14 protein-coding genes are annotated in these 12,298 nt (G+C 41.7%); 6 read left to right on the top strand and 8 right to left on the bottom strand.

Features of this window, described 5'->3' with window-relative positions; genetic code table 11:
- The coding region (locus AC805_RS02000; RefSeq protein ID WP_269433540.1) for an IS1 family transposase at positions 1-535 on the top strand (535 nt) is incomplete at its 5' end.
- A 274-nt stretch (positions 536-809) separates the two neighbouring features.
- On the opposite strand, the gene AC805_RS01995 is transcribed toward AC805_RS02000, so the two are convergent.
- The gene (locus AC805_RS01995) at positions 810-3,488 is read right to left on the bottom strand and encodes a hybrid sensor histidine kinase/response regulator (protein ID WP_055073871.1); all 2,679 of its coding nucleotides are present in this window, start codon (positions 3,486-3,488) and stop codon (positions 810-812) included.
- A gap of 535 nt (positions 3,489-4,023) precedes the next feature.
- Entirely contained in the window at positions 4,024-5,328 is a 1,305-nt protein-coding gene (locus tag AC805_RS01990; protein ID WP_055073870.1) for a glycosyltransferase, read from the bottom strand.
- A 306-nt stretch (positions 5,329-5,634) separates the two neighbouring features.
- On the opposite strand from AC805_RS01990, the gene AC805_RS01985 reads away from it, so the two are divergent.
- Both AC805_RS01985 and AC805_RS01980 read left to right on the top strand, forming a co-directional pair.
- Positions 5,635-5,970: a 3'-5' exonuclease gene (locus AC805_RS01985; RefSeq protein ID WP_197278602.1), complete on the top strand. Its 336-nt coding sequence runs from the start codon at positions 5,635-5,637 to the stop codon at positions 5,968-5,970.
- Between the two features lie 88 nt (positions 5,971-6,058).
- Positions 6,059-6,682: a DUF938 domain-containing protein gene (locus AC805_RS01980; RefSeq protein ID WP_055073868.1), complete on the top strand. Its 624-nt coding sequence runs from the start codon at positions 6,059-6,061 to the stop codon at positions 6,680-6,682.
- 349 nt (positions 6,683-7,031) lie between these two features.
- Here AC805_RS01980 and AC805_RS01975 read toward each other — a convergent pair whose 3' ends face one another.
- The gene (locus tag AC805_RS01975; protein WP_055073867.1) at positions 7,032-7,751 is read right to left on the bottom strand and encodes a TerC family protein; all 720 of its coding nucleotides are present in this window, start codon (positions 7,749-7,751) and stop codon (positions 7,032-7,034) included.
- A gap of 132 nt (positions 7,752-7,883) precedes the next feature.
- Between AC805_RS01975 and AC805_RS01970 the strand changes: the two genes are divergently transcribed.
- Positions 7,884-8,300, top strand: coding sequence for a DNA/RNA non-specific endonuclease (locus tag AC805_RS01970; protein WP_055073866.1), 417 nt, complete (start codon positions 7,884-7,886; stop codon positions 8,298-8,300).
- Here the strand turns inward: AC805_RS01970 and AC805_RS01965 are convergent.
- From AC805_RS01965 to AC805_RS01955, 3 genes are all read right to left on the bottom strand, one after another.
- Positions 8,297-8,686: a nuclease A inhibitor family protein gene (locus AC805_RS01965; protein ID WP_055073865.1), complete on the bottom strand. Its 390-nt coding sequence runs from the start codon at positions 8,684-8,686 to the stop codon at positions 8,297-8,299. The two genes, AC805_RS01970 and AC805_RS01965, sit on opposite strands and share 4 nt — an antisense overlap.
- 102 nt (positions 8,687-8,788) lie before the next feature.
- On the bottom strand, positions 8,789-9,517 hold the full coding sequence (locus AC805_RS01960) for a hypothetical protein (protein ID WP_055073864.1): 729 nt from the start codon (positions 9,515-9,517) through the stop codon (positions 8,789-8,791).
- Between the two features lie 348 nt (positions 9,518-9,865).
- Entirely contained in the window at positions 9,866-10,060 is a 195-nt protein-coding gene (locus AC805_RS01955; protein ID WP_055073863.1) for a hypothetical protein, read from the bottom strand.
- 358 nt (positions 10,061-10,418) lie between these two features.
- Between AC805_RS01955 and AC805_RS01950 the strand changes: the two genes are divergently transcribed.
- Both AC805_RS01950 and AC805_RS01945 read left to right on the top strand, forming a co-directional pair.
- The gene (locus AC805_RS01950; protein WP_055073862.1) at positions 10,419-11,081 is read left to right on the top strand and encodes a GUN4 domain-containing protein; all 663 of its coding nucleotides are present in this window, start codon (positions 10,419-10,421) and stop codon (positions 11,079-11,081) included.
- A 53-nt stretch (positions 11,082-11,134) separates the two neighbouring features.
- The gene (locus AC805_RS01945) at positions 11,135-11,476 is read left to right on the top strand and encodes a hypothetical protein (protein WP_055073861.1); all 342 of its coding nucleotides are present in this window, start codon (positions 11,135-11,137) and stop codon (positions 11,474-11,476) included.
- Positions 11,477-11,546: 70 nt separating this feature from the next.
- On the opposite strand, the gene AC805_RS01940 is transcribed toward AC805_RS01945, so the two are convergent.
- Together AC805_RS01940 and AC805_RS25370 are read right to left on the bottom strand one after the other, a co-directional pair.
- Positions 11,547-11,873 (bottom strand): hypothetical protein, encoded by a 327-nt coding sequence (locus tag AC805_RS01940; RefSeq protein ID WP_055073860.1) that lies wholly within the window; start codon positions 11,871-11,873, stop codon positions 11,547-11,549.
- A gap of 192 nt (positions 11,874-12,065) precedes the next feature.
- Positions 12,066-12,221 carry a hypothetical protein gene (locus AC805_RS25370; protein ID WP_156341278.1) on the bottom strand — a complete coding sequence of 52 codons (156 nt, stop codon included), beginning with the start codon at positions 12,219-12,221 and terminating at the stop codon, positions 12,066-12,068.
- Positions 12,222-12,298 lie beyond the last annotated feature (77 nt).

Here is a 12,298-nt window from a genome sequence, read left to right as displayed (position 1 = left end):
AAAGAGGAAGAGAATCATACTTTGCCTGTCTACTAGGAAATTGCCAAGAAAAAGAATTAAAGCTACGGATTGCTTTTACAAAAGGAAGAAGCAAGAGTTGGGAGCAAAACATAAGCAAAGAAAAACAGAAAAAAACAAGCCGCTTGAGCAGCGATTCCAAAGGGTATGGCTTGCCATTGATGCCGAGACTCGTGAAATTGTGGGTTGTTATATCGGTGATCGTTCTGGGGAATCAGCGCAGAAATTATGGGAATCGTTGCCTAGTGTCTATCGCCAATGTGCGGTTATTTACAATGATTTATACTTGTCTTATCCTGTCGTACTACCCAGTAAACGTCATCGGGCAGTCGGCAAAGAAACAGGCAAAACCAACTATATTGAGAGATTTAACTGTACGTTACGACAACGAGTATCAAGACTAGTTAGAAAAACTCTATCCTTTTCTAAGAAGTTAGAAAACCATATTGGAGCTATTTGGAATTTTATTCATCATTACAACGCTTCTTTGCCTGCTCGTGTTTCCTTTCCTTTTTAGGACTACCAATGATTGAGTTAGTTAGGATGATAAGCGCCGCTTATCATCTTTTAGGTTTGCAAAAATTGTATTACCATACTTGAGATTCTAAGTTATAGAAGTATTAAACTATATGCTTTTCCGAGATTTTCTCTGGTTGTAAGGGTAATAGTTTTGATAACTTTAATCTCAAATTTTACAGATATTTACCCTCTAGTTCCAAGGGGAGAGTTCGATCGAGATTCTTCTCTCCCTCCAGTTATGAATAATAGATCGCCCACTTTAAATTCGCTTTCTAAGGATTGCTAGAGGTCAGGAATTTGTGAAGTAATTCCTCAATTTTCTCTGACTGAAAATTCTTAGCAAATTGCAGAATTTGCTGGATAAATGGCTGATAGCGATCGTCCTTTTGCGCGATTTCTTCAGCGACTTGAGTCAATTTTCTTATTAAACCATCTTGAACTAGCTCAAGTAAGATTTGCAAGTCCGCAGGCTCGGGAGCAATTATTTTGAGATCGCTATCAGTATCTTGTGTTGCAGTTACTTCATACTTCCAAGTGATTTGAAGATGAGTTGCTAAGGCATCAAATAAATCATTTGTATGAACTGGTTTGGCAATGAAATCATCACCACCAGCCTCAATACTCATCTGGCGATCGGCTTGGGATACGGATGCAGATGAAATTATAACTTTTAAATTTCGTAAGTTCCTATCACTCCGCAAATGCCTCAATAGTTCAAAGCCATCCATGACGGGCATAGATAAATCGAGAATGACTAAATCTGGTAAATCTCTTCGCATTTTCTCTAATCCTTCCAGTCCGTTTTCGGCTTCAGAGATAATAAAACCTAACGGTTCTAATAGGGACGAAATTACGCCCCGATTTTCCCAGCGATCGTCCACGACCAAAATCTTCTTCTTCTTCCCTACATATCCAATAATATTTCCAGATCCACTGGTCTGCTGTTGATTCCAATCGGCTGCTAGTGGTAACTCTAACTCAAAGAAAAACGTACTTCCTACCCTCAGTTCGCTCTCCACCTGAATTTGTCCCCCCATCATCTGGATAATTTGTTGACTGATAGCAAGTCCTAACCCCGTACCTTCAGCTTGACGACTTTTGTCTCCTACCTGTTCGAAAGCTCGGAATAGTTTCTTGATATTCTCTGGAGAAATGCCAACTCCTGTATCCGTAACGGAAAAGCGGAGATGAGCTGAGTTAAGTCGATCGGTAGTGAAGTTTCTCGGTTCGACTTTGAAGGTGACACTACCTTTGTCGGTAAACTTGATGGCATTACCCAAAAGATTGATCGAGACTTGGAGCAAGCGTTTCTCGTCAGCGATGATGCCACTCGGTAGGTTGTGATCGGGTTCGTAGATGAAATCTATGCCTTTTTGTTGCGCCCGAATTTGAGAAATCTCAACAACACCCTGAATTAGGGAAGGCAAATGTACGGGTTGGGGTAAGAGTTCTAGTTTTCGGGCTTCAATTTTAGAGATGTCGAGAATGTCATTAATTAGGGTCAACAGATGAGAACCACACTGGTGAATGATGTTGATTCCATGCCTTTCTTTTTCAGGGAGTTGTTTGGAACGCCCAAGAATTTGCGCGTAGCCAAGGATTCCATTTAAGGGCGTGCGGAGTTCGTGGCTCATGTTGGCAAGGAATTCACTTTTAGCTAGGTTAGCGTTATCGGCAACCTGTTTCGCGGTCTGAAGTTCTATGGTGCGCTCTTCCACCCGACTCTCTAGTGCTTCGTTTGATTTCTGGAGGGCGGAGAAGGAGTCTTTGAGTTTTTGTGCCATGCGATCAAAGGAGGTGGAGAGAATTTCCAACTCATCCATCTCGGAACTATTCAGTAAGGCAGGGGTGGGTTCTCCCAAGGGATTTACATCAGACCATACTAATTGGTTGCATCCTTCCACTATCGGCTGTAGGCGTTGATTTAGATAGCGGACAAACCAAATAACCACTAAAGCTAAAATAATGGCAGCTCCTATAGCTCCCCCAATGGCAATACCCAACACGGGAAGCACTACGACATTTTTGGGTACAGAGGCAATCATCAGCCATTTGGTTCCCGAAACCCGATCGTAAGCCCAGATTTTTCCCTCCGCCTCAAAGAGTCCCGACGATTCCTCCTGTATCCGTCCCCAGATCGATCGGAGCTCGGGAATATCGGCATAGCCAGCTAAAGCTTTGGCCTTGGCTGGATTGGGGGGATAGCCGAGGAGTTGCCCCTTTTGACTGAAAAGGGCAAAATAGCCCTGATCGTGGATCACCTTACCGTTAATGCGATCGCTGATGGCGGTTACATTTAGATCCGAGGAGGTAAAGCCCAGCATTTTTCCCTTTTCATCAAAGAGAGGATAGGAGAAGGTAGTAATCGTCATGCCATCCCAATCGTAGGGATCGTTCCAAGCAGGTTTTCCCGCTTGAACTGCAAAGGTGTAGTAGCCCTCCTTGGGATAATATTCGGCATCGATTACATCCAAATAGCGACTGTCGTTGTCGGGAGGGGGCAGGCGATTTCCCACGGATTTGGGTGAACCTTGATCGCGATAGAAATAGGGGTAGTACCATTCCCGATCTGGGAGGAGTCCGTAAGCGGTTTGACCAAAACCCATGCCCATCATGAGGGGTGGACGTTGCTTAAAAAACTCAAAAATTAATGCTTTGTAGTCCATCGCTGTAGCGTTTCCCTGCATTCGGCGGACTTGGATTGCAGTTTTCATCCCAGCTGAGGAGGTTTCAAATTGGGTAATATCGGTTTCTATTTCCCGCACTTTGGTGCGGAGGGTTTGCCGAATTTCGTTTCTAGCTTGACTATCCAAGGCTTGATAGACCCAGAAAGACATGGCTCCCAATCCGACAAAGGTTCCTCCCAAAACCGACAGCAGGAGGCTATTTCCGATCGATCGGTGAGATAGGAGTTTCAAAAACCGATCTTTAGCGATGGTCAGAACATGCATGGAAGGGTTTCAGATAAATGGATAAAAAGGTTTAACTAAAAAAAGTTATGTTTAGATCTCTTGCGTGAATAGTTTTTCTGCTTTGCCAATTAACCGCCGATAAACTGCCAATAAACTTCCGATAAACTATTTACGCCTCTAGACAGTTTTTTATACAAAAAACCCGTTCTCTTTAAAGGATGGTACAGCACTTTTCATGGAAATGGAATACGCTGTGACAGTTGAAATGTATCAAACGACAGCGATATTGGCGAGTGGCGACAGCGATCAACTCCGTCATTTTTTGCCGATCTCAAGCTGTCGCGACAACTAGCGATAGATCATCAAATCTATAGTTGGATTAGCGTCTAGCTGCCTCATCAATAGCTGTCATCTGGTAAACGACAGCATATTTAACCCTAGAGTTGATCGTTGTCGTCCCGCCAATTGCCGTGTCATTTAATAATGCGATCGCAGTCACAAATAATTCGGGCAGTAAAAAAGCACCATTACCGATTGGCTAGGGCACTTAGCTATTATTTAATGTGTAATTCTTCTAACAAAGAATCTGTAGGCGGCTATTTAAAACAGGAGATTTAGTATTTATTGCTTGTTCAACAACATCTGCACCATAGTTAACCCCTCCTACTTCCTGAATAGCAGAGCGCAGTCTCACAGCATTATTTCGATAAGTAGGCTCTTCAAACACTCGCTTAATTGCTGTCTTTAAATTCAAATTATTCAGTTTCGCAAGAGGGACAACTTCAGCAACTCCAATTTGTGCAAGCCTTGCTGCCATTCCTGGTTGATCGGTAGTAATTGGAATAGCAACCATAGGAATGCCACTACTTAAACAACTTAATGCTGTACTTCCTGCATGAGTAATAACTAGGTGAGACCGATTAATCAGTTGTTGATGAGGTGGAAAAGGAACTACAAGCGGATTTCCGGGGAAATTAGTTTTCGATGGATCTGCTTTTGGGTTTCCTAAAGAAATGACTAACTGTGCATCAATATCTAAGCAGGCTTCGGCAATGCGGCGAAAAACTTCCCAATTATGGCTTTGCAATGTACCCAAATTTGCATATATCAAGGGTTTACCATTCAGTTCTTCAAAAGAGAAAGACTGCTGTTCTAGAGATACAGTCTCTATATCTAATGGATTCTTGAGTGGTCCTACATAATGAAACCAGGGTACTATTTGTTTGCGGGGAAAATCTAGTTCCTGAGGCAATTGTGCTATTTGTGCAATTTGTGAATATGCATCATCTCGCTTGAGCAGAGGAGTAAGATGCCATTTTTCTCTTTGCTGAACTAAAATATCCCAAATATCTCTAGTTAGGTAATTGATCAAAATATTACCTACTTGGTTTCGCAGTTTAGCCCACCATATATTTTTATATTTCCAGTGAGTGAAATAAGGAGGAATATTTGGTTCCCTATTAATAGGGAGTGCATTACAAACAGTGATAAAAGGTAAGTTTAGATAATCAGCTACAGTTCCTCCAGCCGTGGTTACTTGATCGATAAGAAGCAGATCTATTCCATTATTGCGAATAGCTGTTGGGGCATCACGGAATAACATCTTAGCTTCTTTCTCAAAAAACTGAATGGCAAATTTCAATCCTTGCAATCCAGTTAATTGACCTAATTGAGCATACATCTTATCAATACTGCCAATAGGGAAATCACTAGCTCCAATTTCGTAAAATCCTAAGTTTGACTGAGAAATCTTTTTTTCTACATCTGGTACTCCAAACAATGTGACTTTGTGACCGCGCCTCAATAGTTCATCTCCTAAATTACACATAGGGTTTAAATGACCAATTGCTCCGGGGCACAGAATACCAATATGAGCCATTTTTTTACTGATTATATAGAGCAGGCTACTTCAGTATATTGCTCTGACGGAGAAATTAGCAAACATCCGTATATGAAAAGTAATGAATTATGAATCAATTATTCTAGAGGAAAAAATTAACTACAGAAATTGATAGATGCTTGATTAGCAATGGTGCATTCATCTTCATATTTCCATATCTAAAATACCAATAATAGCGATCGCCACAGGACTAACTGCTCAAGTTTTAGTTTTCGGTTCTAAGAGACAAAACATATCTGCGATCGCCTCTACGAATATCGCGATCGCGGGATGGCTTGGAATGATATGGCGATCTTGTACCGCTCGGACTTCATGGGACAAAGCCTGAGCCGTGCTTTGAAAGATGTTGGTATTCCTGTGGAATGGTTGAACGCAGACAGTAACAGTAAGCGTTACAATCCCGCAGCGCAGAGCGTGAAATTGCTCACAATGCACATTAGTAAAGGTCTGGAGTTTCCTGTGGTGTTTATTGCGGGTGTGGGATTTATGCCCAATCGGTCAGAGGCGATCGCGGATGAGGCGAGGTTGTTGTACGTGGCGATGACTAGGGCGACTGAGTATTTAGAATTATCGTGCGATCGCGATTCGGCATTTGTGAAGAGATTGGAGAGGGTTGCCTAGGGTAGCGATCGGTGGGGTTACAAAATGCGATCGCAACTAAACCCAGTCTCATACAAGTTACAATCTTGGCAAACTTCCACTAGAACCGATGATCGACAATCGCCAATATGCACCTGCAACCCAACGGAACCGCGATGCTATCTTAGAGGTGCTTTTACGAGTTTTACCTCAAAAATGCACGGTGTTAGAGATTGCCAGTGGTACAGGAGAACATTCTGTCTTTTTTGTACCCCATTTACATCCGTGTCTGTGGATATCTTCAGACCCTAACCCTATGGCGATAGCTAGTATTACTGATTGGCAAAAGCACTATCCATCCGACAATTTAGCCGCACCCTTACAGATTGATGTCACCGCACATCATTGGTACTGTAACGATAATCTACAAAATAAAGGCATTCAGGCGATCGTCAATATCAACATGATTCATATTTCACCTTGGCAAGCCTGCTTAGGATTAATGGAGGGGGCGAAAAATCTTTTGGCAGCAGGTGATATTTTGTATCTCTATGGTCCATTTAAACAAGATGGCAAACACACTAGTATGAGTAATGCTGAGTTTGATGCAAGTTTGCGACTCCAAAATCCTGAGTGGGGAGTACGAGATCTTGAAGATGTAATTACTGTCGCTGCCAACCAAAATTTAGTACTGCAACAAATTCAACCTATGCCAGCGAATAATCTCTCTGTGATTTTTAAGATGCTTGATTAGGCTCGATCGCTTACCGTTACAAAGTGCGATCGCGCTGGGGATCGCAAACAGTTACAAACCATTGTAAATATTTAACTTCGTTAAGCGTGGAAATACTAATTTCAATTTTCCACTAGAACCACGATCGCCTATCTAGCCCCACAAGCGCTACAATCTTGGCAAATTTCCACTAGAACATCATGGGATTAGTATCTGGCAATGACTAGGGCTACTGAGTATTTAGAATTGTCGTGCGATCGGGATTCGGTGTTTGTGAAGAGATTGGAGAGAAGTGTCTTCTAACAAAGCTAATGTTGACAATTGCATTCAAGACAGAGCGGGGACGCTTCACTTTTCCAATCTCTAAAAATTAATTATTTCGATCTGCGCTCGCTTCAGATGCATCTGAGAGTTCTCGCTTAGAAAATCCCCATAGAAAGATTAGAGCAATGCAAGTTATCATTAACCATTCTGGTGGAACGAGGCTATCAGAAAAGACTTTGAGCAATAGACGCAAGCCCACTAATAAGACAGTAAAATAGCCCGCAGACTCAAGGTGCGTAAATTCTTCCAACTTTTTGATAAAAAGTCCTGCCAAAAAGCGCAATGAGATAATTCCCACTACTCCGCCAATCAAAACCAGCCAAGTTTCCTGTGCCACTGCTATTGATACTGTTACACTATCGATCGAGAAGGCAAGATCTGTAAACGATACAAGTAACACGACTTGCCATAATTTATTCGCCATACGTACTGGACGCTTGGCATCATGACCTTCCTTAGACTTTTCTAAGAAAAATTTACCAGACAGCCAAAGTAGGTAAAGAGAACCAGCTAGTTCAAATTGCCAATATTTCATTACCCACGTCGCAGCAAAAATCAAAATTACACGCAACGCCAATGCCCCAATCACACCGTAACGTAGCGCCCATTTCTCCTGATTAGGATCTGGCAAACTGCGTATGATCGCGGCAAGGGCGACTGCATTATCAGCAGACAGAATTGCCTCTAACAGAATTACCACCAATATAATAGGGATGACTTCAACACTAAAGAATGAAACATCCGTATTTAGAAATTGCTCAAACATTCGGTGGAATCCATAACAAAAAATCAATAAAGCATCACTAGTATATAAAACTTTAGGCTATTAGGAGTTGACATCGATTCGCGTAAAACTATCCCGTGAAAGGCTTAAGATATAGATATAGCAGTATTTTTGATGACCAATATCGTGCCGCAAGCTCCTGATAACAATCAAGTGGCATGGGAAAAGCTAGAGAGCTATTCTCGCGAATTGGCGAACGAAGGCAAAGAGCTTTATATCGTTGCTGGCGGGACTGGCACTGGTGGAGAGGGCAAGAACGGAACTGCCAACAGCTTGCGAAATGGTGTCACCGTCCCCGCCAAGATGTGGAAAGTCATTTTGGTGCTAGATGACCCCACCAAAGGCTTAACGGGAGTTAATGCCAATACCCGCACGATCGCTGTCATCATGCCGAATAAGCAAGGCAAGCACCAAAAATGGCAAGATTTCTGTGCGACCGTCGATGATGTCCAGAAGTTGACGGGCTATAACTTCTTTACCAATGTTGCGCCCGACATCCGAGCCAAGATCGATGCGAAGAAAGGCTGTTAAGTTTCGATGACGGTAGTTTTTAAGCCGACCAGATCGAGGTCGATCGCGCCGACGATATAAACATCGATCTCGACCTGTCCGACTTTAAAAACTTGGACGTTTTCTAATGCCGAGATCTCCATTTCCAGATCGCGGAAGCGCTGGGCGATCGCCCGTTCGTCGTCGTCATACCATTCCCGTTCGTCGGTGACGGGCGCGAAAAATTCCTGTAGAGCGATCGCTTCGATAGGTGCGATCGCGGGTTTATTTGCCCTATGAAGAATATTTGCGGGTAAAAGGGTTGTTGATTCCCACAAGAACGGTTCTAGTGGAAATTCGGATTCACTAGGGAATTGCAAACCTTTGGCTAGGGTCGAAAGGCGATCGAAGATTTTTTTGGAGGTCATGGGTAAAGTTTGATTTATATGACGATATTGAAGAAAAGCCTGAATGATACAAAATGCACGAATCGTTATACCCGTGCAAGCTTCTAGGGCTTTGCGCTGTATCTATTGAATGTTAGTTTGATTTAATTCTGCGAACTCTTGGGAGTATAGCTGCGACAGAAATTCATAATTTATTTTTTTACCTACACCTGTTGCACTAATTGCTGGTGGATACATCATTTCATAGGCAACGGGTAAAATAATTCCAGCAAATACTGCTATACCACCTAAAAAGATGAGATTCTTAAAAAGACAAATTCCCATAACCGCAACTCCAGATAGTGGCGCTAAATATTGCCAGATCTGTTTCCAGAAGTGATACCTTTTCAAACCTTTCTTACATTGATGACATACTTCTGGTTTGAGGGTAATTCTTCCATTACTGCCAATCCTACTGGTATCGAGAATAGCATCCACAGCATCTTCGGCTAATCCCTGTGGTGGGTTAGCAATTACGATTTTCAACTCTGCGATCGCATCAGGATTGGGGGATTCACAAACAACGCAACGGTGAGGGAATTTGACACTTTGAAAAAACGGAAGAGCGATGTCGTAGGTCATGATTAGATTTACTAATGCAAATATAACTTGATATCGTAAGCTATTGGACTTCAAAGGTGGGTATGACAATGAGCGATTGCTGTTATAAAGTGCGATCGCGAATTGGATCGGATAGCGTAATATTATTGCTCTGGGCGAATTTCCACTAGAACCCGATGCGATCGCCTGTCTATAAATCAATGCCCAAAATACCCCACTGCGATCGCTGTCTCCACAATGCCCCCAGTGCATACACTAAGAAGCACCATAGACATTATCTAGGGTGCTTCTTATGTGATGTGACAATTAAACTTTAGTGCAAAGTCTGCTTGACGATTGGGCTGAAAGTACTGTTCGCAAATTTTTGGGCGATCGTATGTTTCGCAAAATATGACGAAATTTTATTGCCACATTTTTACAGATCGCCATATCGGAAAAAGACAATAGAACGCTATTTATAAAAACCGCAGCACATTAGATATTCTGATTTTCTCTTTTGGAAATGCTCGTTTTTTGCGAGAAGTCTTGGCGGCAAGTAATGCAACAATAAATTTTAAAATCATTTCTTTTCAATCATCTTTCGATTAGTAGAAGCTTGAGCTAGATAGATGAAATTAATACTTCCACAACTGATGCAACCACTGTTGCTGTCAGAGCTAAAGTGAAAAGGCGACCATTAGAGCGTCCTGAACCTAGAAGGCTAGAATTTCTTCCAAAAGCAAAAAATAGAGACCAAGCTTGAGATTGGCTAATATTTTCAAAGTTGTTGAAGTTAGGAAAAAAAATAGGAGACATATCAGTTTTCTTGTTTAAGTTCTATTACGTGTAATAAAACTTAACATTGTGTTATTTGTTTCGCAAGCCTTTTTCACGATGAGCTTAATATTTATGTCATTAGAAATAAGTCTTTTGATTAATAAACCCATTATGCTCAAATTAATGATGATTCTTATTTCAAGTCAAAAGGTTACTGCACAGATTGAATAAGGTGATTTAGGTATGGATCGCCATGTGTTACAAGATGTGATCTCACTTTGTAACGGTTAGCGTGACATCATAATTGTTGGCAGTTTTCCTCAAAACAATGACCAAAATACCCGACTGCGATCGCCCTAACTTGTAATGCGTTGCAACATAGTTAAAACATATCTCTATGCTTTACTCACATCATCAAACTCTGCAAGATCTTCTCGTTGTTCAAAACTGGCACGAAGCAGATTTAGAGACGAAAAGATTAACTTTTCAAATTAACCCAGAAGAGTTATGGGGTGACTATGGGTTATCAGAAAGGCACGAATTAATTCCAAAAATCAAAGCTTTTTCAAAGGAAGAATTAGAGGAAATCGATCGACTTTGGGTAGAGCATAGCAACGGGCATTTCGGGTTCAGCGTTCAATGGCAAGTATATCAAGAACTTCTAGATGAACTTCGTTTAGAAAATGAGTTGCGGGAAGATAATGAGTTACCAGACATCAATTTTGATGATATCGATTTTGACAATTTAAGCGATAAAGAGCTACGAGAAAAAATAGAAGAGATAGAAGAAAAAAAGCGGACACCAATTCAAAAAAAATATCGTGTTAGAGGAAGATGGTCTTCTATGGCGGCTCTAGCTATTTTGCTTGGATGGTTAAGCAATGGGGCATCAGAATGGAGGTTTGATCGCGAAACAATGTATACAATTGACTCTCCAAAAGGTCATTTGCCCACTCTTGGCAAGCAAGAGCTAGGCTGTGCTTTTCATCATGGTTATATGCTTGATTGGGTTTTTGACAAACTTTACCTCAAACCTCAAGGAATAAGATTTCAGATTTGAATAGCCCTAAAATATTTTCCACTAGAACCGCGATCGACTAACGTTGCAAATCAATGCCGAAAATACCCCACTGCGATCGCTGTCTAAATAACGCCCATAGCAATTATCTAGTCTGTGCCATGCACCCCGAAGGCGCTAGAGGTGATTCATGCCCAGACTTTGCAGATGATGGTCAAGAGCTATGGTGTCCCGATGGCTATAAATTTGTGGACGATCAACTTGTTAAATTGCCAGTGCGCTATGAAACCAATCATGAGCCAAAGTTAACGCGATCGCAGCAGTTGCAGATTTTCATGAGGCATCCTGTATTTACGGGCTTGTGTCCGCAATACTGCTATGAGTATCCTAGCGATCGCCTTAATTGGAATTGCCCGATCTGTGGATGGGAAGGTTAAGACAGTAAGAGTCTTTTGAATGATCTTATGCCTTATACTGCAAATAATCGGTAATGCACATTTTTTAGTCTTAATCTTGAGGTTGATAATTTGTGCCAGACCAAATGCTATTAATTTCGAGCGCCTGAACTGACGCGCTAAATCTTTCCCAAACCAAGCCATTAACATCTGTTTCCTGTGAAAATTCTGAGGCTATTGGATCTTCCCAACCCACATGTCTTACTGTGCCAGCAGCGCAATTAGGATCTCGGCGGATCGAAAGATTAAGCATTTCTGTGCGCCATAATGCATATTCATTTTCGACCACTACACAAGGCTCAGCCCCCAAACGTTGGGAATAATCTTGAATTGTTGCCGCGAGATTATCAGTGGCGATCGCCAAATGAAATTTTTTCATGTTCAATTACTTAATAAGTTCGCTTTATACCGTTCACTTTTCCAGAATAGTATCAGTTGATATCTGAGTATATAGCGATCGCCTTGTAGGTTTTGCTAGTTGTTCTTATCAAACAACAGCGACATTGGCGAGTGGCGACAGCGCTCAACTCTGTCATTTTTACCGATCGCAAGCTGTCGCGACAACTAGCGATCAATCGTCAAATCTATAGATGGATAAGCGTCTAGCTATCTCATTAATAGCTGTCATCAGGTAAACGACAGCATATTTAACCCCAGAGTCGATCGTTGTCGCCCCGCCAATTGCCGTGTCATTTAATATTTGCCGCATCGGCAAGCTTATGGTCATAAAAACAATGATTTTCAAGCCTCAAAACCCAAACTTGCCATAGAAATATCTTAGAGCAAATAATTGTCACTTATTTG

This window comes from Pseudanabaena sp. 'Roaring Creek' (genome assembly GCF_001402795.1).
Taxonomy (GTDB): Bacteria; Cyanobacteriota; Cyanobacteriia; order Pseudanabaenales; family Pseudanabaenaceae; genus Pseudanabaena.
Note: the sequence above shows the minus strand (reverse complement) of the source record. Positions and strands in the feature narration are given on the sequence as shown.